The sequence below is a fragment of the Amycolatopsis cihanbeyliensis genome (assembly GCF_006715045.1).
GTDB lineage: Bacteria > Actinomycetota > Actinomycetes > Mycobacteriales > Pseudonocardiaceae > Amycolatopsis > Amycolatopsis cihanbeyliensis.
In genome coordinates this window covers 1350957-1370397 of sequence record NZ_VFML01000001.1, presented here as the reverse complement: position 1 = coordinate 1370397, position 19441 = coordinate 1350957, and the positions used below count along the sequence as shown (strand labels likewise).

At 70.7% G+C, this 19441-nt stretch carries 19 protein-coding genes; 10 read left to right on the top strand and 9 right to left on the bottom strand.

Annotation, left to right across the window (positions count from 1 at the left end; genetic code table 11):
- Window positions 1–167: 167 nt before the first annotated feature.
- Window positions 168–1775 carry an ATP-binding protein gene (locus tag FB471_RS05875; RefSeq protein ID WP_246076255.1) on the top strand — a complete coding sequence of 536 codons (1608 nt, stop codon included), beginning with the start codon at window positions 168–170 and terminating at the stop codon, window positions 1773–1775.
- Window positions 1772–2446 (top strand): response regulator, encoded by a 675-nt coding sequence (locus FB471_RS05870; RefSeq protein ID WP_141996297.1) that lies wholly within the window; start codon window positions 1772–1774, stop codon window positions 2444–2446. The genes FB471_RS05875 and FB471_RS05870 overlap by 4 nt, the downstream gene beginning before the upstream one ends.
- Before the next feature lie 210 nt (window positions 2447–2656).
- On the opposite strand, the gene FB471_RS05865 is transcribed toward FB471_RS05870, so the two are convergent.
- From FB471_RS05865 to FB471_RS05830, 8 genes are all read right to left on the bottom strand, one after another.
- The gene (locus FB471_RS05865; protein ID WP_141996296.1) at window positions 2657–4138 is read right to left on the bottom strand and encodes a beta-N-acetylhexosaminidase; all 1482 of its coding nucleotides are present in this window, start codon (window positions 4136–4138) and stop codon (window positions 2657–2659) included.
- Window positions 4135–4959, bottom strand: coding sequence for a carbohydrate ABC transporter permease (locus tag FB471_RS05860; protein WP_246076679.1), 825 nt, complete (start codon window positions 4957–4959; stop codon window positions 4135–4137). Before FB471_RS05860 ends, FB471_RS05865 begins: the two co-directional genes overlap by 4 nt.
- 99 nt (window positions 4960–5058) lie before the next feature.
- On the bottom strand, window positions 5059–6009 hold the full coding sequence (locus tag FB471_RS05855; protein ID WP_141996294.1) for a carbohydrate ABC transporter permease: 951 nt from the start codon (window positions 6007–6009) through the stop codon (window positions 5059–5061).
- Between the two features lies 1 nt (window position 6010).
- Window positions 6011–7297 (bottom strand): extracellular solute-binding protein, encoded by a 1287-nt coding sequence (locus FB471_RS05850; RefSeq protein WP_141996293.1) that lies wholly within the window; start codon window positions 7295–7297, stop codon window positions 6011–6013.
- Window positions 7298–7414: 117 nt separating this feature from the next.
- A complete protein-coding gene (locus FB471_RS05845; RefSeq protein ID WP_141996292.1) occupies window positions 7415–8545 on the bottom strand; it encodes a lactonase family protein in 1131 nt (376 codons plus the stop codon).
- A gap of 30 nt (window positions 8546–8575) precedes the next feature.
- Window positions 8576–9985, bottom strand: a complete 1410-nt coding sequence (locus FB471_RS05840; protein WP_141996291.1) for a GntP family permease — start codon at window positions 9983–9985, stop codon at window positions 8576–8578.
- On the bottom strand, window positions 9982–11577 hold the full coding sequence (locus FB471_RS05835) for an N-acyl-D-amino-acid deacylase family protein (RefSeq protein ID WP_141996290.1): 1596 nt from the start codon (window positions 11575–11577) through the stop codon (window positions 9982–9984). The genes FB471_RS05840 and FB471_RS05835 overlap by 4 nt, the downstream gene beginning before the upstream one ends.
- Window positions 11578–11586: 9 nt before the next feature.
- Window positions 11587–12906 (bottom strand): amino acid deaminase, encoded by a 1320-nt coding sequence (locus FB471_RS05830; protein ID WP_246076254.1) that lies wholly within the window; start codon window positions 12904–12906, stop codon window positions 11587–11589.
- A gap of 155 nt (window positions 12907–13061) precedes the next feature.
- On the opposite strand from FB471_RS05830, the gene FB471_RS05825 reads away from it, so the two are divergent.
- From FB471_RS05825 to FB471_RS05810, 4 genes are read left to right on the top strand one after another with little or no spacing between them, the layout of a single operon-like run.
- Window positions 13062–14027 carry a sugar kinase gene (locus tag FB471_RS05825; protein WP_281287431.1) on the top strand — a complete coding sequence of 322 codons (966 nt, stop codon included), beginning with the start codon at window positions 13062–13064 and terminating at the stop codon, window positions 14025–14027.
- A gap of 18 nt (window positions 14028–14045) precedes the next feature.
- Complete coding sequence (locus tag FB471_RS05820; protein WP_141996288.1) at window positions 14046–14789, top strand: IclR family transcriptional regulator; 744 nt, start codon at window positions 14046–14048, stop codon at window positions 14787–14789.
- A 26-nt stretch (window positions 14790–14815) separates the two neighbouring features.
- Window positions 14816–15196 carry a RidA family protein gene (locus FB471_RS05815; RefSeq protein WP_142001615.1) on the top strand — a complete coding sequence of 127 codons (381 nt, stop codon included), beginning with the start codon at window positions 14816–14818 and terminating at the stop codon, window positions 15194–15196.
- Between the two features lie 51 nt (window positions 15197–15247).
- Entirely contained in the window at window positions 15248–16522 is a 1275-nt protein-coding gene (locus FB471_RS05810) for a hydroxyacid-oxoacid transhydrogenase (RefSeq protein WP_141996287.1), read from the top strand.
- A gap of 40 nt (window positions 16523–16562) precedes the next feature.
- Here FB471_RS05810 and FB471_RS05805 read toward each other — a convergent pair whose 3' ends face one another.
- Window positions 16563–16937 carry a DUF1844 domain-containing protein gene (locus FB471_RS05805; RefSeq protein WP_141996286.1) on the bottom strand — a complete coding sequence of 125 codons (375 nt, stop codon included), beginning with the start codon at window positions 16935–16937 and terminating at the stop codon, window positions 16563–16565.
- 202 nt (window positions 16938–17139) lie between these two features.
- Here FB471_RS05805 and infC point away from each other — a divergent pair, with 202 nt between their 5' ends.
- The 4 genes from infC to FB471_RS05785 all read left to right on the top strand — a co-directional run bounded on the left by infC (window position 17140) and on the right by FB471_RS05785 (window position 19381).
- Entirely contained in the window at window positions 17140–17763 is a 624-nt protein-coding gene (gene infC, locus FB471_RS05800; RefSeq protein WP_141996285.1) for a translation initiation factor IF-3, read from the top strand.
- 81 nt (window positions 17764–17844) lie between these two features.
- Window positions 17845–18039, top strand: a complete 195-nt coding sequence (rpmI, locus tag FB471_RS05795) for a 50S ribosomal protein L35 (RefSeq protein ID WP_141996284.1) — start codon at window positions 17845–17847, stop codon at window positions 18037–18039.
- A 101-nt stretch (window positions 18040–18140) separates the two neighbouring features.
- Window positions 18141–18515: a 50S ribosomal protein L20 gene (gene rplT, locus FB471_RS05790; protein WP_141996283.1), complete on the top strand. Its 375-nt coding sequence runs from the start codon at window positions 18141–18143 to the stop codon at window positions 18513–18515.
- 47 nt (window positions 18516–18562) lie between these two features.
- Window positions 18563–19381, top strand: a complete 819-nt coding sequence (locus tag FB471_RS05785) for a TrmH family RNA methyltransferase (protein ID WP_141996282.1) — start codon at window positions 18563–18565, stop codon at window positions 19379–19381.
- The last annotated feature ends 60 nt before the right edge of the window (window positions 19382–19441 follow it).

Genomic DNA, 19441 nt, shown 5'->3' with positions numbered 1-19441 from the left:
CGCTGGCCCGTTTCGGTCGCCGGCACCGTTGCCTCCCAGAGTCCGTGCGCCCTCGTTGGCGCGGTCCGGGGTGACTATCCGTGTGGCTATGACCTGGGTCACGGTTGTGTTCATTTCGTTCACCGGCACCGCGCCGCTGCGCAGGCCGGATGTGGTCGGATGAACCCATGTCGACCAGACGGTGGAGCCTCGCCCGGCAGTTGCTCGTGCTGCAGGTGGTGCTGGTGGCCGTGCTCGTCGTGGGCGGGACCGCGCTGGCCTACGTGGACGCGCGGCGGGCGACCGAGGACAGGGCGCGCGAGGAGGTCACCGCGGTGGCCGCCACCGTCGCCGGCTCGCCGTACGTCCGCACCGCACTGCGAACCGCGGAACCCAGCCGCGAGCTCCAGCCGTTCGCCGAGCGGGTACGCCAGGACACCGGGGTCGACTTCATCACCATCATGGATCCCGCCGGGGTGCGCTACACCCACCCGGACCCGGGCCGGATCGGCGGGCGGTTCCTCGGCAACACCGCACCCGCACTGGACGGCCGGATGTTCACCGAGACCTACACCGGAACGCTCGGCCCCTCGATCCGGGCGGTCGCCCCGGTCACCGAGGACGCCCACGTCACCGCGCTGGTCGCGGTCGGCATCACCGTCAGCGCCGTCTCGGCCGAGCTCGCCCGGCGGCTGCCGCCCCTGCTCCTCGTGGCGGGCTCGGTGCTCGGGGTGGGGTTGCTCGGCAGCTACCTGGTCAGCGTCCGCCTGCGGCGGCAGACACGCGGGGTCGCCCCGGCCGAGCTGAGCAGCATGTTCGAGTACCACCGAGCCATCCTGCGTTCCGTCCGGGAGGGCCTGGTGCTGGTCGGCAGGGACGGACGGGTGGCGCTGTGCAACCACGCCGCCCGTGAGCTCCTCGGCCTGTCAGGGGATCCGAAGGGCAGGCCCGCCGGCGAGCTTGGCCTGTCCCCCGAACTGGTCACCACCCTCGAGGCCACCGAGCCACGTACCGACGAGATACACGTGACCGACACCCGCGTGCTGCTGGTGAACACCGCGCCGGTCACCGCCAAGGACCGCGAGATGGGCAACGTGGTGACCCTGCGCGACCACACCGAGTTGCAGAGCCTCACCGGCGAGTTGGACACGGTACGCGGGTTCGCCGAGTCGCTGCGCTCGCAGGCGCACGAGTCGGCCAACCGCCTGCACGCGGTGGTGTCCCTGGTCGAGCTCGGCCGGGTCGAGGAGGCGCTGGACTTCGCCACCGCGGAACTGGAGACCGCGCAGCAGCTGACCGACAGGGTGATGGGTGCCGTCTCCGAGCCGGTGCTGGCGGCGTTGCTGCTCGGCAAGTCCGCGGATGCCGTCGAGCGGGGCGCGGAGCTCGCGCTCACCGAGGACACCGCCCTTCCGGACGCGGAGACCGGGTTCGAGTCCAGGGACCTGGTGACCATCCTGGGCAACCTGATCGACAACGCCATCGACGCCGCGATCGAGGACTCCAGGTCCCGGCGGGGGCGACCCCGGGTCACGGTTACCGTGCGGAGGGATCCGGACGCGCTGTTCCTGCGGGTCGCCGACACCGGCCCCGGAGTCGACCCGGCCACCGCGCGGGAGATGTTCCGGCGCGGTTGGTCGACCAAACCCGGCGGCGGAGCGGCCGGCCGTGGGCTCGGGCTGGCACTGGTCGGCCAGGCCGTGCGGCGTTATGACGGAACGATCGAGGTGGGCGGGGACGCCGGGGCCGTGTTCACGGTGTCCCTGCCTCGGGCAGGCACGGAGGGCGCCGGATGATCGCGGTACTCGTCGTGGAGGACGACCGACTCGCCGCCGAGGCGCATCAGCAGTACGTGGACCGGGTTCCCGGGTTCACCGTGGCGGGCGTCGCGCACTCCGGTGCCGAGGCGATCCGGTTCTGCGAGCGGGAGCCGGTAGACCTGGTACTGCTCGACTTCTACCTGCCGGACACCCACGGGCTCGCGGTCTGCCGGGCGCTGCGCGCGGCGGGCCGCACGGTGGACGTGATCGCCGTGACCTCGGCGCGCGACCTCGGCGTGGTGCGGGCGGCGGTGTCCGCGGGGATCGTGCAGTACCTGCTCAAGCCGTTCACCTTCGATGCCCTGCGGGACAAGCTGGAACGCTACGCCCGCTACCGCGGGCTGCTCGCCGGTTCCGGTGAGGTGAACGGCCAGGCCGAGGTGGACGGGATGCTGGCCACCCTGCGCGGCACCGACCACGCCAGCCTGCCCAAGGGGATGAGCGGGGAGACCCTGGACGCGATCAGTTCGGCACTGGCCGGTGCGGGGGAGGCGCTCTCGGCGGCGGCCGCGGCCGCCGGTACCGGGGTGTCCAGGGTGACCGCTCGCCGCTACCTGGAGTACCTCGCCGAGCACGGTCTCGCCGAGCGCAAGCCGCACTACGGCCAGGTGGGCAGGCCCGAGGTGCGTTACGAGTGGGTCAGCTGAGCGGTGGTCTCGCCCCCTGATGTCACTGCCTGTAAGAACCGGAAGAACGCGCGCGGCGTAGCCCACGACCGGGGAAGCGGGGCGACTGTGTCGTGGACGAGACGGTCGGGCTCATGCCCGAGCCCTGCCCGCCCGTCTCCCACCACCGCCCAAACGGTGGCGCTCCGCGCCGCTGTGCTGTTGACACCGATCGTGTCGCGCGTTCAGGAGTCAGATGCTGAGGTCCCTCGGCCTGCCGGGCACGCCGGGGCGGGTCTGCCACGGCAGCGGCCCGGCCAGTGGCCGGTACTCGACCCCGAGCGCGTCCAGCCGGGGCAGGTGGTGCTCGCGCAGTCGCGGCAGGAACTCCGCGAAGTCGCCGCCGCCGCTCCACGCCACCTCGGCGAAGGCGGCCAGCCGCGGGAAGGCCGCGTAGTCCACCCTGCGCGCGGTGTCCAGGTGTTCGGTCCAGACCTGGGCCTGCGCCCCGAGCAGCCGCTCGACCGGCATACCCTCCGGGCGGGGCCGGTAGTGGTAGACGTCCTCCAGGGTGCGCAGGAAGCCGACCGGGATCGGCTCCTCCGGATGCGCTGACTGCCGGTGGTCCAGGTACACCCACTGCTCGGGGCACATCACCACGTCGTGGCCCGCGGCGGCGGCCCGCAGGCCCGCCTCCTCTCCGCGCCAGGATCCGACCACCGTGGACGTTCCGGGATCGGTTCCCGCGTCCAGGACCTCGTCCCAGCCGAGCGCCCGCCGACCGCGTTCACGCAGGTGTTCCGCGATCCGGCCGAGGAACCAGCCGTGCAGGGCACCCGGGCTCGCCAGGCCGAGCTCGGCCGCGCGGGCCCTGCTGCGCGGATCGTTCTCCCACTGGGTGACCGGGACCTCGTCCCCGCCGATGCCGATCACCGGGGAGGGGAAGATCTCCAGCACCTCGTCGAACACGTTCCGGAAAAAGTCCACAGTGGACTCCTCGGCGTTCAGCACGTGCTCGCTGACCCCCCACGAGGTCCATACCTCCAGCCGGCGCTCCGGGTGCACACCGAGTTCGGGATAGGCCGCCAGCGCGGCCTGCACGTGCCCGGGAACGTCGATCTCGGGAACCACCCGCACCCCGCGCCGCTCCGCGTAGCCGACGATCTCGGCAAGGTCCTCGGCGGTGTAGAACCCGCCATGCGGGCGCCCGTCGGTCTGCGGGCCGCCGTGGCGGCCCACCATCGAGCCCGCGCGCCAACCACCGACCTCGGTGAGCCGGGGGTAGCGGTCGATCCGGATCCGCCAGCCCTGGTCGTCGGTGAGGTGCAGGTGCAGCACGTTCATCTTGTGCACGGCGAGCAGGTCGACGAACCGCAGCACCTCGGCCTTGGTCCGGAAGTGCCGCGCCACGTCCAGCAGGCAGCCCCGCCAGCGCAGCCACGGATGATCGGTCACCGTCCCACACGGCAACCGCCACGGTCCATCGTGGATCTGCGCGGCGCGGAACGCCTCCGGGCCGCGTAGCTGGCGCAGTGTCTGCCTGGCGTGGCCGGCGCCGGCCACGTCGGCGGCCACCGCCCGCACCCCGGTGGGCTCGACCTCCAGGCGGTAGCCCTCCGGGGGAAGCTCCGGGTCGAGGTGGACCTCGACGGCCGCCGCGTCGGCGAGCAGGCACTCGCCCCGGGAAGGTGCGACCCGCACCGGGCGGGGCAGCAGCGTGTCGAACCCACTCATCCCTTCACCGCCCCGGACAGCCCGGAGACCAGTCTGCGTTGTACCAGCACGAAGAAGATCAGCACCGGGATGGTCATCAGCGTGGAACCGGCCATGATCGCGCCCCAGTCGTTCTCCTCCGGTTTGAAGTACACCAGGATCGCCTGCGGCAGGGTCTGGTTCTCCGACTTGGAGATGATGAACGTCTTGGCGAACAGGAAGTCGTTCCAGGCATGGATGAACGCCAGTACGCTCACCGCGACCAGCCCGGGCAGCACCAGCGGGAACAGGATCTGCCAGGTGAACCGGAACCGGCTCGCACCGTCCAGCTTGGCCGCCTCCTCCAACTCGATCGGGACCGCCGCCACGAAGCCGCGCAGCATCCAGATCGCCAGCGGTAGCTGGAAGGCCAGGTGCACCAGCACCAGTGAGCCGAGCTCGTTCAGCCCGAAGGCCGGGGCCACGTCGCCGATCGAACGCATCAGGAAGAACAGCGGGATGGTGAGCGCCTCCACCGGGACCATCTGCGCCACCAGCAGCATCACCAGCAGCACCGTGCGGCCACGGAAGCGGAACCTGGTGAGTGCCACGGCGGAGAGGAAGGACAGCAGCAGCGAGAGCCCGACCACCACCACGGCGACGATCGTGCTGTTCAGGAAGTACCGCGCGAACCCCGCCGAGTCCAGCACCCGCTCGAAGTTCTCGAAGGTGGGGGAGAAGGTCCACGGGCGCGGGTTGGCCGACTGCACCTCGCTCGCGGGCTTCAGCGCGGACAGCACCATCCAGTACAGCGGGAACGCCACGATCCCGGCGATCACCACGGTGACCACCTCGGCGACCATCCGGCCCCGCCTGACCGGACGCCTGCGCCGCACCGGCAGCGTCCCGCCTCGCGCGACACCGGTCCCGCCGCGTGCCTTGTCACTGGTCAGCACGGTCATCTACAGCTCCACACTCTGCCGCTGCGAGCGCACGTACAAGCCCGTGATCGACAGCAGGATCAGGGTCATCACCACACCGATCGCCGCACCGAGGCCGTACTGCGATCCGGCGAAGGCCTCCTGGTAGGCGTAGACGTTCAGCACCAGGTTGCGCCCCGCGACCCCGCCACCGTTGGTCATCACGTAGATCTGGGTGAACACCTTGAAGTCCCAGATGATCGACTGGATGGTCGCGATCAGCAGCAGGGGACGCAGCATCGGCAGAATCACCGAGGTGGCGATCCGGGTCCAGGAGGCCCCGTCCAGCGCGGCCGACTCCAGGACCTCCTCCGAGATGCCCTTGATCCCCGCGTACATGGTCACCATGACGAACGGGAAGGAGCACCAGATCACCTCCATCGCGACCAGCCCGAACGCGCTGTAGGTGCCGTAGGTCCAGGAATGGTCGGACATGCCCTGCAGGCCGAGCCCGGCGAGTACCTCGTTCACCAGGCCGAAGTCCGCGTCGAACAGGAACAGCCAGACGTAGGAGCCCGCCATCGCCGGCGTGGCCCACGCCCCCAGCGCGGCCAGGAACAGCAGCATCCGTGGTACCGCCCGGACCCGGCTGGCCAGCACCGCGAGCGTGGTGCCGACCAGCAGGCTGCCCACCACGCAGACGGTGGCGAAGCCGATCGTCTTCGCCAGCACCACCCAGAACTTGATGCTCTCCAGCAGTTCCGCGTAGTTGTCGAAGCCGAGGAACACCAGCGGCGCCGCGCCGGCGGCCTCCGCACGCCCGTAGTCGTAGAACGAGATGAGCACGAGCTGGTAAAGCGGGTAGGCCAGCATGCCGAGCAGCAGCACGGCGGCCGGGGCCAGGTACAGCGCCGCGGCGCGACCGTCCCGCCGCCGGCGCGGGGTGCGCACCGGCGGCGGGACGGCGGAGGTGGTGTGCCGCGTTGCCGTCATCTCAACCGTTGAAGGCGTCGTTCATCTGCTGCGCGGCGTCGGCGAGCGCGGCATCCGGCTGCTGCTGGCCGGTGACGATCTGCTGCGCCGCGGTCGGCAGCACCTGCTGCGCGTCGATCAGTGACCACGCGGGAGTGCTGGGCACGAACTTGGTGCCCGACTGCAGCGTGGTCACGAACGGCTCGAGGAACTCCTCCGAAGCGGACAGCTCCCGCTGCAGGCTGCTCAACGTCGGCAGGTTGCCCATCGCCTCGTACATCTTGGACTGGTACTCGGCGCTGCCGAGCAGCTGGATGAACTCCACGGCCAGACTCCCGCGCTGGCTGGACTGGAACACGCCGAGCAGGTTGCCGCCCGCGAAGGCCGGGGCGATCGAGCCCTGCTCGGTCCCCGGAAGCGGGACCACGTCGTACTTGCCGGTGAGCCCTTCCTCGATGGCCTTGTGGTTGAAGTCGCCGCCGACGGTCATCGCGGCCTGTCCACCCGCGAAGGCCTGCACGCTCTGCGTGCCGGTCATGTCCGCGCACTGCTCCGGTGGGCAGATGTCCGGCTTGATCAGGTCGGTGTAGGCGGTCACCCCCGCCCTCGCCTCCTCCGAGTCCACTGTGGCCTGCCAGCGGTCACCCTGCTGCTCGGCGAGTTCGCCGCCGTGAGCCCACAGGAACGGCAGCATCGCGTAGGTGTACTTGCCACCCACCGAGATCCCGTACATCTCGGGCTTGGCCGCGCGGACCTCGCGGGCCGTCTCGGTCAGCTCGGCCAGCGTCCTCGGCGGTTGCAGGCCGAGCTCGTCGAACACGTCGGTGCGGTAGTACAGCGCGCGGATCCCGGTGAACCACGGCAACCCGTAGGTCTTGCCGTCCACCTTCGCGGTCTCCAGCACGCTGGGCAGCAGGTCCTCGCCCGCGGACCAGGACTCGATGTCGGCGGTGAGGTCGGCCAGCGCGCCGGTCTCGGCGTAGCTGGCGACATCGGTGTTACCGAACTCGGCCACGTCCGGAGCGTTGGCCGGGTCGTTGAAGGCACCGGAGAACTTGTCGGCCCGTGTCTCCACCGCGACCCACTGCACATCGACGGTGACGCCGTCGTGCGCGGCCTCGAACTCCTTGATCGCCTCCTGGACGACCGCCTCCTTGGGTGCCCGGTTGGCCTCGTCGAAGAGCCAGACGCGCAGCGGCCCGGTCTGCTGGTCGCCTCCCTCGGCGGCCGGATCCGACTGGGGTGGTGAACATGCGGCCGCGGCGAGTGCGGTCAGCATGACCGCCGCGATTGTTCGAGTGATTCTCATGGGCTGATTCCATTCAGGACATTGCATTGGACGCAACGTGCGTTTCGCTATTAGCAACGATCGTAGGACCGGGCGATGTGCCACACAAGGGGTCTAGACCACGAGGCGGCCTGCCTGTCAGCAGTGGAACGCGACGACGGCGACCGAGGGCACGGACACCTCACCCGCCACCGCGCCGGGTAGGCCGGTGCGCGGGTCGCGGGGCAGCCAGGTGACCGTTCCCGAGTTCTGGTTCGCCACGTAGAACCACCGCTGCGTGGGATCCAGGGTGAAGTGCCGGGGCCAGGCGCCCCCGGTCGGCACGTTCTCGCCGATCCGGTGCAGCTCCCGGCCGTAACCGCGCACCGCGAAGGTGGCGAGGGTGTCCTCGCCGCGGTTGGAGGCGTACACGAACCGGCCGTCCGCGGACACCGCGATCTCGGCCGGATACTGCGGTTCGGGTGCGCTGCCCGGCACGGTGGGTACGGTCGCGCCGAGGGTCAGCTTCCCGCGTGCCGCGTCCCAGGACGCCACGGTGATCTCCGGGCGCAGCTCGCCGAGGATATAGGCGAACCGGCCGTGCGGGTCGAAGGCGAGATGCCGAGGTCCGGCCCCCGAGGGCAGCCGTACCTGCTCGTGCGGCCGCAGCTTCCCGGACCAGGTGTCCAGCTTGTACACGTATACCGAGTCCGCGCCGAGGTCCACCGCGAGTACCCAGTTGCCACCGGGATCGGTGAGCACCTGGTGCGCATGGGGATCGCGCTCGGTCCCGGTGTGTCGCGCCAGGTCGGTGGGTTCGCCCAGCGCTCCGCCGGACAGGATCGGGTGCACCACCACGGTTCCGTCGGTGTAGTTCGCGGTGAGCAGGTGCCGCCCGCCGGGGTGCACCGAAAGGTGCGTCGGGCCCGCGCCGAGGGTGGTCCGGCTGCCGAGCACGCGCGGCCGCCGCGGGTCGCGCAGGTCGAGCGCGGTGACCGTGCCGTCCGGCACCAGCTCGTTGGTGACGTACAGGGTCCGCCTGCCGGGGGAGAAGGCGAAGAACGAGGCGTCCGGCACCCCGGGGACGGTGTGTTGCACGCTCAGCCCGGCACCCGACCTGCCGGCGACCTGCAGCCCGGCACCTGGCGGGGAGCCCCAGGTGGAGTAGCTGCCGAGGAAGACGGTCTGGCCGCGACGTCCGGTGGGTGCCGCGGTCGCGGCTCCCGCGCCAAGGACGCTGCCGACCCCGGCCACCCCGAGGGCGCCGAGAAACCTGCGACGATCGATCATCTGCCGTTCTCCTTATCCGTTTGCAGGGGACTACAGGATGGTCATCAGCGCGGCGGACACGGCGAAGCCGACCACCGAGAGAATGGTTTCCAGCACGGTCCAGGTCTTGAGCGTGTCCGAGACGGAGATCCCGAAGTACCGCGAGACGATCCAGAAGCCGCCGTCGTTGACATGCGAGGCGACGATCGAGCCGGAGGCGATCGCGATCACCAGCAGGGCCAGTTGCGGTTGCGAGTAGCCCAGCTGCGCCACGGTCGGCGCGATGATCCCGCTCGTGGTCACGATCGCCACCGTCGCCGAACCCTGCGCGATCCGCATCCCGCAGCTGATCACGTACGCGGCGAGGATCACCGGAAGCCCCGCGGACTCCAGCGAACCCGCGACCGCCTTGCCGATCCCGGTCGCGGCCAGCACCGAGCCGAAGAACGCGCCCGCCCCGACCACCAGGAGGATCATCGCCACCGGGCGCAGGGCCGTCGCGGACAGCTCGCTGAGCCGTTTCGCCGTCATCCCGCGCCGGGTACCGAGCAACCAGAACGCCAGCAGCACCGTGCCGGTCAGTGCCACCGCGGGGGTGCCGAGGAAGGCCGCGATCCCGGTGAGGGTGGAGCCCTCGGGCAGCCAGATGCTGCCGAAGGTGCCCGCGAGGATCAGCACCAGCGGGATGGCGATGATCGAGGACACCAGGCCGAGCGAGGGCGGGCGAGTGGTGGTACCGGGGCCCTCACCGTCCATCCTGGCCGCCGCCAGCATCTCCTCCGGCACCGGCACGTGGATCCGCTTGCCGATCCAGGAGGAGAACAGCACGCCGCCGACGAACCAGGCCGGGATCCCGCAGACCGCGCCCATCAGGATGACCCAGCCGAGGTCCACCCCGAGCAGGCCGGCCGCGGCCACCGGCCCGGGGTGCGGCGGCAGGAAGGCGTGCGTGACCGACAGCCCGGCGATCAGCGGGAGGCAGTACAGCAGGATTGACCGGCCGCCCTGCTTGGCCGCCACGTAGACCAGCGGGGCGAGCACGAAGATGCCGATGTCGAAGAACACCGGGATGCCGAAGATCAGGCCGGCGATCCCCATGGCCAGCGGGGCCCGCTTCTCGCCGAAGGCCCGCAGCAGCGCCGCGGTGAGCACCTGCGCTCCGCCTGACCGCTCCAGGATCGCCCCGAGCAGGGTGCCCAGCCCGATGATCGCGGCGATATGTCCCAGCACCCCGCCGAAGCCGTCCTCCAGCAGCGAGTCCGACGCCTGCTGCGCCGAGCCGACGATGGTGCCGACCGGCAGCCCCGCCGCGAGCGCGGTGAGCAGGCCGATCACGATCAGGGCGATGAACGGTTCCATCCGGAACCTGATGATCAGCAGGAGCAGGATGGCGATGGACACCGCGGCCAGCGTCAGCAGGCCGCTGGTGGAGTGGTGCAGCCAGTCGAGGAAGCCGGTCATCGTGCCGTCCCCGGTCTGCGCAGGGCGTGACCGGCGAGCGCGCCGGTGGGACGGCCGCCGTCGATGGCGGCGACCCCGTTGACGAACACGTACGGGATCCCGTCCGCCGGTTGCCGTGGTTGCTCGAAGGTGGCGGTGTCGGCCACCGCGTCCGGGTCGAACAGCACGAGGTCCGCGGCGTAGCCCTCGCGGACGAAGCCACGGTCCGGAAGGCGCAGCCGGGTCGCGGCTCGCCCGGTCAGGTGCGCGACGCAGTCGGCGAGCTCGAGCACGCCGAGTTCCCGCACGTACCGCGCCAGGTAGCGGGGGAACGTCCCCCATGCCCGCGGGTGCGGCCGATCCCCCACGAGCAGGCCGTCACTGCCGCCGGTGTGCGTGGGGTGCCGCATGATCGTCCGCACGTTCTCCTCGTGCCCGACGTGCATCAGGCACGAGGTGCCGAGCCGCTCGGCGACCAGCACGTCGAAGTACAGCTCCGCGGGCGCGATCCCGGCCACCCGCGCGGACTCGGCCACGCTGCGCCCCACCAGGTGCGCGTGCTCCGACCTGCGCACCCCGTTGATCTCGATCGCGGTCCAGTCGATCGGCACGCCGTGCGCCCCGTCCGATCCCGTCTCCTCGATCTCCGCCCTGATCCGTTCCCGAGTGTCCGTATCGGACAGTCGGGCCAGGGTGGTCTCCGGTCCGCCCTCGCTCGCCCAACTCGGCAGCAGGGCGGAAAGGTAGGTGGCACCCGGCAGGTACGGGTAGGTGTCCAGCGAGATGTCGCACCCGGCTTCGATCGCCTCGTCCAGCAGGGTGAGCAGTTCCGGGGCCCTGCCCTTGTTCACCGAGAAGTTCATCGTGGCGTGCGCGAGGTGCAGTGGGCAGCCGGCGCGCCGGGACACGGCCACCATCTCGGCGAACGCCTCCAGCGCGCCCGCGCCGTAACTGCGGTGGTGCGGGCAGTGATAGCCGCCCGCCGCACCGACCACCTCGCACAGCGCCACCAGTTCCTCGGTGTCCGCGTACATGCTCGGGGTGTAGGTCAGCCCGGAGGACATGCCGAAGGCGCCCTCGGCAAGCCCGGCGGCCACCAGGTTGCGCATCGTGTCCAGCTCGCCCGTCGTGGCCCGGCGGTCCTCCCACCCGACGGTGAGCATCCGTACCGCGCCCTGCGGCACCAGGTAGGCCGCGTTCACCGCGATGCCACGATCCAGCCGCGCGAGGTACTCGGCGACCGAGCGCCAGTTCCATTCGAACCCGGGCGGATCGTCGTTCCAGCCCGCGAGCTGCCCGCGCAGCACCTCGAGGGTGGCGTCGTTCACCGGGGCGTAGGAGAGCCCGTCCTGCCCGAGCACCTCGGTGGTGACGCCCTGCGAGACCTTGGCGAGGTGGTCCGGCTGAGCGAGTACCTGGAGGTCGGAATGCGAGTGCATGTCGATGAACCCCGGCGCGAGTACCAGCCCGGTGGCGTCGATGACCCGCGTGCCGGTGACCGAACCGGGCCGGCCGAGTGCCGCGATCCGGCCATCCTCGACCCCGACGTCACCGGGTCGCAGCGGTGCTCCGGAGCCATCGGCGATGCGCGCGCCGCGCAGGACCAGATCCATGGGGACTCCCTAGAAGTAGGTGCGGATGAAGTCGACGACGTTCTCCCCCTCGTCCACCACGGGGATCAGGGACCACTTGTCGAACACGGTGCACGGGTGGGACAGTCCGAGCCCGACCCAGTCGCCGACCTCCACCGGCGAGCCCGCGGGTAGGGCGAGGAAGGCATGCTGGTCGTTCAGCGCGGTGACGGTGTGCCCGGTGAGCTTCGCGGTGCCGCCACCCGCCGGGCGGTGCCACTGCGGTTCGGGCAGGCCCTGGTCGAAGGATGCGTCCCGCCTGCCCAGTGTCAGCAGCGCCAGTTCGGGCGACGGTTTCGAGCTCACCTGGGCCCAGGCCCGCAGTGCCGAGCGCAGCGGGGCGCCCTCGGTGCGCGGGGTCGCGCCGAGGGGTGAGATGCCACGGTAGAAGCCGTCGTCGTGGGTGAGGTAGGCGCCGCTACGCAGCACGGGCAGCACGTTCAGCCGGTCCGGCCAGCCGTTCGCGAGGCCCTCCGCGACCTGGTCGAAGAAGGCGCTGCCGCCCGCGGTGGCGATGATCCGCTGGCCGGGTTCGAAGAAACCCTTGTCCGCGAGTGAGATCGCCAGCGTGCGTAGCGTGTCGATATAGGACTCCACCGTCCTGCGGGAGTCCTCGGACGCGTCGTGGGCGAGCGCGCCCTCGTAGCCGCCGACCCCGGCGAGGCGCAGCGTGGGGCTGTCCCGCACCGCCTCGGCCACCTCCAGCGCCGTCGCGGAGTCCCGGACGCCGGTGCGGCCGCCGTCCGCGCCGAGCTCCACCAGCACCTCCACCTGGCGACGTGCTCCCGCGGCGGTCAGTGCCTCGGTCATCAGCCGGGCACCGGCGACCGAGTCGACCCAGCAACTGAACTCGAAACCGGGGTCGGCATCCAGCTCGCCGGCGAGCCAGCGCAGCCCCGCCGGGTCGACCAGCTGGTTCGCCAGCAGGATCCGGGATACCCCGAACGCGCGGTACACCCGTAGCTGCCCGGCGTTGGCGGCGGTGATGCCGACGGCTCCGTGCTCGATCTGCCTGGCGAACAGCTGGGGCGCCATGGTCGTCTTGCCGTGCGGGGCCAACGCCACCCCGTGTGCCGCGCACCAGGAGGCGAAGGTCGCCAGGTTGTGCTCGAGTGCCGCCGACTCCAGCACGACGATCGGGCCGACGAAACCGTCGTCGAACAACCGCGGCCGACCGGCGGTGGCCTCGGCGAGCGTTCTGCCCCAGAGTGCTGACGGTGCGGACTTGAAACGCCAGTCGAGCAGTTCCTGGTGGATCGCGTCCACCGCGGCGATGTCCATCCTGCACGGAGTGATCGTTTCGGAATCCATCACGCCGCTCCTATTGCGTAGGCTGCAACGAAGGTTGCGCAAAATGCATTAGAAAGGTGTAGCATCGCCGCGGCGGCCGGTCAACGGGGCGACACAGGAGGCGATAGGTGGCGGTCAGTGCGCGCGGCCCTGGGTGCTGGGAAACAGGCACCGAGGTGCTGTGCCTGGGTGAGTCGATGGCTCTCTTCGTGCCGGCGGAACCCGGTCCGGCTGGGGAAGTGCGGGTATGGCAGCGGACGGCAGGCGGGGCGGAGTCCAATGTGGCCTGTCATTTGGTCTCGCTCGGCGTTCGCGCGGCCTGGGTGAGCGCCCTGGGCCAGGACCCGTTCGGATACGCCCTGCTCGGCGAGATCGAGGCCGCGGGCGTGGACGTGACCCAGGTTCGGATGGACCCGGATCGACCGACCGGGGTGTACTTCAAGGAAACCGGGACCGACGGCGGCAGCCCGGTCCGTTACTACCGGCGCGGTTCGGCTGCTTCCGGGATGGGCCCGGACCTGCTGCACCGGCTCGAGCTCGACGGGGTGCGGCTGATCCATCTCAGCGGGATCACCCCCGCGCTGTCCGCGGGATGCGAGCAGCTCGTGCGTGCGCTGCTCACCTCCCCGCGGGCTGGCAGGCGGATTTCCTTCGACGTCAACTGGCGGCCCGCGCTGTGGCAGGACCGGGATCCAGCGGTGCTGTCCGAACTGGCCGCGCTGGCCGATATCGTGTTCGTGGGCGACGACGAGGCGGCCGAGATATGGGGGACCGGCGACGCCATGGCCTTGCGCGCGTTGCTGCCGCAGCCGTCGACGCTCGTGGTCAAGCACGGCGAGCGTGGGGCCACCGTCTTCGAAGGGGGCCGGGCCCCGGTGTTCGCGCCCGCGCTACAGGTGGAGGTCGTGGAGGCGGTCGGCGCGGGCGATGCCTTCGCCGCCGGCTTCCTCGCCGCCGCCCTGCGGCAGGAGCCGCCGGAGACTCGCCTGCGCTGCGGGCACCTGCAAGCGGCATCCACCCTGCTCACCCACAATGATGTGGGGGAACCCCTGCCGCCCGGTGTCGTCGCCGAACTGCTCGCGGCCGACGACCGGGCATGGGCGGCCGCCCGGCTCACCGGCACGGGCGTCGTCCGGGTATGACACCTTCCGGAGGAAGAGATGAGCCAGAGCCTGGATCGCGCGTTGACCCTGCTTGGCGGGCTCGCCAAGGACGCGCGCACCCTGGACCAACTCGCCGACGAGGTCGGCGTGCACAAGTCGACCGTGCTGCGACTGCTGCGCACGCTGGAAGCGCACCATTTCGTCCATCGTGAGGGAGCGCGGCACTACCGGCTGGGCAGCGCCCTGTTCGACCTCGCCAACCAGGCCCTGGAGCAGCGGGACGTGCGCCGCAGCTCCGAACCGGCACTGGCCGGACTGAACGAGCGCACCGGCCACACCGTCCACCTGGCCAGCTACGAGGACGGCGAGGTGGTCTACATCGACAAGTTCGAGGGCAGGCATGCGGTGCGGATGTACTCCAGGGTCGGCAAGCGGGCCGCGTTGCACTGCACGGCCGTGGGCAAGGTGCTGGTGGGGGCGGTCGCTCCGCAGCGGCGTGCGGAGATCGCCGCGAACCTGGAGTACCACCGGCTCACCGAGAACACCATCGGCAGCCCCGAGGAGTACCTTGCCGAACTGGAGCGGGTGAACGCGCGCGGCTACGCCGTGGACAATGCCGAGCACGAGGACTTCATCCACTGCGTCGCCGCGCCGATCCGGGGCGCGGGGGGCGACGTGCTCGCCGCGGTCTCGATCTCGGTGCCGAAGGTGCTGCTGGACTACGAGGGGCTGCTGGCGCTGGTTCCCGACCTGCTCGCCGCGGCCGAGGAAGCATCCGTCCTCAGTGGATGGACGAAGTGAACGAACCGATGGGAGATGGACACTCGATGGGCAAGATCGCGATCAGCACGGAGAACGCGCCCAAGCCGGTGGCTTCGTTCGCCCAGGCTTCGCGCAAGGGCAACATCCTGCAGGTCGCCGGGCAGGTCCCGTTCGACCCGAGTAGCGGCGAGGTCGTCGGCGCCACGGTCGCGGAGCAGACCAGGCAGACCTTCCGCAACATCGAGGCGGTGCTGGAGGCGGCCGGGTCGAGCATCGACGACCTGGTGATGGTCCGGGTGTACCTGACCGACACCGCGCATTTCGCCGAGCTGAACGAAACCTACAACCAACTCGTCCGCGAGCCCTACCCCGCACGCACCACGGTCTACGTCGGCCTCCCCGCCGGTCTCCTGGTCGAGATCGACGCGCTCGCCGTCCTCGACTGACCACCCGCCGCGTGCTTGCCCCGCGCAAGCGCAGCCGCGACACTCTCCGGCGTGACGGAATACCTGAACGAGACGGTCTTCACCTGGGGCGGCGTGCCCCTCAAGTTCGGTGCGGGCGCGGTCGACGAGATCGGTTACGACCTCGGGCAACAGGGCGCCGCCCGGGTGCTGATCATCACCGACCCCGGGGTCGCCGGCAGCGGCGTGCCGCAGCGGGTCGCCGACGCGGCCAAGGCGGCGGGACTGACCGTCGAGGTCTACGACCGAGTGCACGTCGAGCCGACCGACGAGAGCCTCGCCGAGGCCGTGGAGTTCGCCGGGCGGTCGGCGTGGGACGGGTTCATCGGTGTCGGCGGCGGTTCCGCCATCGACACCGCGAAGGCGGTCAACCTGCTCACCACCTACCCCGGTGAGCTGCACGACTACCTGAACAAACCGATCGGCCACGGCAGGACGCCCCCGGGGCCGCTCAAACCGCTGGTGGCGGTGCCGACCACCGCGGGTACCGGATCGGAGAGCACCCCGGTCTGCGTGCTGGACCTGCTCGGGCTCAAGGTCAAGACCGGGATCAGCCATCCGCGATTGCGCCCGACCCTGGCGGTCGCCGACCCGCTGCTGACCCTCGACCTCCCGCCCGTGGTGACCGCGGCCAGCGGGATGGACGTGCTCTGTCACGCGCTGGAGTCCTATACCGCCAAGCCGTACAGCGCGTTCCCGAGGCACAGCCCGGAGACCAGGGTCGCGTACTGCGGGTCGAACCCGATCTCCGACATGTGGGCCGAGCAGTCACTGCGGCTGATCGGCCGTGCCTTCCGCGCCGCCGTGCTCACCGGAGGAAACCTCGCCGCGCGCACCGACATGATGCTGGCGGCGACCTTCGCCGGGATGGGATTCGGCAACGCCGGGGTGCACATCCCGCACGCCTGCGGCTATCCCATCGCCGGGATGGTTCGCGACTACGTTCCGGACGGCTACCCGCCGGAGCCGTTGGTACCGCACGGCCAGTCGGTTTCGCTCACCGCTCCGGCCACGTTCCGGTTCACCTACCCGACCGACCCGGACCGGCACCTGCGGGCGGCCGAGTTGCTGGCCCCGAGTGCGGTACGGCGGTCCGACCCGAGGGAGCAGCTGCCCGCGGTGCTCGCGGAGCTGATGCGGGACATCGGCATCCCGAACGGCACCGCCGCGGTCGGCTACACCGAGACCGACACCGACCAGTTGGTGACCGGGGCGCTGAAACAGCAACGCTTGTTGAACGTGGCCCCGCGCGCCGTCGACGCCGAGGACCTCGCGGCGATCTTCCGGGAGTCCCGTACCAACTGGTGAGGCAGGTGAGTCGGCCGCGAGCGGTTGCGGGAGGCCCGGGTCAGTGCACCGGCCCGGTGTACTTCTCGCCGGGCCCCTGCCCCGGGGCGTCCGGGACCGCGGAGGCTTCCCGGAACGCCTTCTGCAGGGACTGCACCCCGTCCCGTAGCGGCGCCGCGTGCAGCCCGAGATACTCGGTGGAGGCGGTGACCAGTCCGGCGAGCGCGGTGATCAGCCTGCGCGCCTCGTCCAGGTCCCGGTGCGTGCTGGTGTCCGGCTCGTCGTCGGCCAGCCCGAGCCGCTCGGCCGCGGCGGACATGAGCATGACGGCGGCCCGGCTGATCACCTCGACGCTCGGGATCTCCGCCAGCCCGCGCACCTCGCTCGGGTCCGGAGCCGGGGAATTTTCGGGCTGCTCGGAAGCGTTGTCAACCACGTCTGGTACCCTTCCACGAGCGACCAGCCCCCGAGCGATCGGGGGCCGCAAGTGGAGCCCCGCTCCCACCCGCGTCGCCGCTGAACCGAGGCGGCCGGGTCCGGTCTCGCGAGACTGACGTCTCGTGGCGCGCCCGGTGGTCACCGGCGCACCGATCGGAGAGTGGGCCCCGCACCCAGGGTGGTGACGGGGCTTGTGGCATGTGGGCACCAGGTCGAAAACGGGTACATGGAGTAAACAGAGAGATACCTCGGACCAAGGAGGCCCCATCAGCTCCGAGACACGCATCAATGACCGTATCCGAGTTCCGGAGGTGCGGCTCGTCGGCCCGAACGGCGAGCAGGTCGGCATCGTCCGGATCGAGGATGCGCTTCGGCTCGCCCAGGAGTCGGATCTCGACCTCGTCGAGGTCGCCCCGCAGGCGCGGCCGCCGGTCTGCAAGCTCATGGACTTCGGCAAGTTCAAGTACGAAAGCGCGCAGAAGGCTCGCGAGTCACGCCGTAACCAGCAGCTGACCGTCATCAAGGAACAGAAGCTGCGTCCCAAGATCGATCAGCACGACTACGAGACGAAGAAGGGCCACGTGTCCCGCTTCCTCGCAGCCGGGAACAAGGTCAAGGTGACGATCATGTTCCGTGGGCGCGAGCAGTCCCGCCCCGAACTGGGCTTCCGACTGCTGCAGAAGCTGGCTGACGACGTCGCCGAACTCGGCTTCATCGAGTCGAACCCCAAGCAGGACGGCCGCAACATGATCATGGTGCTGGCCCCGCACAAGAACGTGAAGTCCAAGTCGAAGGCCAAGGAGACCGAGGCCGCGGAGTCCTGACCGGCAGGAACGCCCGCACGACCGCGGCACACCGGGATACTCGCGGTGTGCTGTCGAATGAGAAGAACGTAAGGACGAACAATGCCGAAGCACAAGACGCACAGCGGGACCGCCAAGCGAGTCCGGGTCACCGGCAGCGGCAAGCTCCGCAGGCAGCGGGCCGGCAGGCGGCACCTGATGGAGAAGCAGTCCAGCAAGGTGTCCCGCCGGCTGGAGGGCACGACGGACGTCGCCAAGGCCGACGTGCCGCGGGTCAAGCGACTGCTGGGCCGCTGACGCCGGTACCGCCGTCAGCGTCGCCGATCATACGAACTTTGCCGTAACCACCCGGGGCGGTCCACACATGGGCGGCCCCCCGAAATCGACAGGATGGACCCGTGGCACGCGTCAAGCGGGCGGTGAACGCCCAGAAGAAGCGTCGCGCAACGCTCGAGAACGCCAGCGGCTACCGTGGCCAGCGTTCGCGGTTGTACCGCAAGGCAAAGGAGCAGACGCTCCACTCGTTCAACTACGCCTACCGGGACCGCCGCGCCCGTAAGGGTGACTTCCGCCAGCTCTGGATCACCCGGATCAACGCCGCGGCGCGGCAGAACGGCGTCACCTACAACCGGTTCATCCAGGGCCTCAAGGCCGCCGGTGTCGAGGTGGACCGCAAGATCCTGGCCGAGCTCGCGGTGCACGACGCCGCCGCCTTCACGGCGCTGGCCGAGGTCGCCAAGCAGAACATCCCGGCGACGGTGAAGCCGGCCTGAGAGCCTGCTCCGGAACTGGAGCTGAGGAACCGGCACTGAACGCCAGCGTGACCTCGCAACGACCCGGGGACGACCGGTGCACGCACCGGACTCCCCGGGTCGTCGCTGCGCGCAGGCTCGCGACCCGCTCGGGCCGGGCCGAGGCGGGGCGCTTTCTCGCCGAGGGCGCGCAGGCCGTACGGGAGGCACTGCGGTACGCCCGGGTACACGAGTTGTTCGTCACCGAGCAGGCCGCGGCCCGGCACGGTGAGCTGGTGACCGAGGCGCGGCGCTCGGCTCGCGTGTCGGTGATCACCCGGCGAGCCGCCGAGTTGCTGTCCGAGACAGTCACCCCGCAGGGGCTCGTCGCCGTCTGTGACGTTGTGGAGGTGCCGGTCGAGCGGGCGCTGGCCGGCCGGCCGCGACTGGTGACCGTGCTCGCCGGCGTCGCGGACCCCGGCAACGCGGGCACCGTGCTGCGGGTGGCGGACGCGGCCGGTGCGGATGCCGTGCTCCTTGCCGGGGACACCGTGGACGTGCACAACGGAAAGTGCGTGCGTGCCTCCACCGGCAGCCTGTTCCATCTCCCGGTGGCCCGGTGCGCCTCGCCGGCCGAGGCGCTGGCCGCCTGCCGGCGCGCCGGACTGGTGGTGACCGCGGCCGATGGCGCCGCCGAGGACGACCTGCGGACCGCGCCGGACCTCGCCGCGCCCACCGCATGGTTGCTCGGGAACGAGGCTCACGGGCTCGCCCCGGAGCTGCTGGCCGCGGTCGACCGAGTCCTGCGGGTACCCATCTACGGTGGGGCGGAGAGCCTGAACCTGGCCACGGCGGCCGCGGTCTGTCTCTACGCCAGCGCGATGGCGGCACGCGGGGCACCCACCTGATACTGGGCGGCGCCGCCGGATCGCGATCACATAGAATCTGGCGGTCAGTCGCCAGATGCG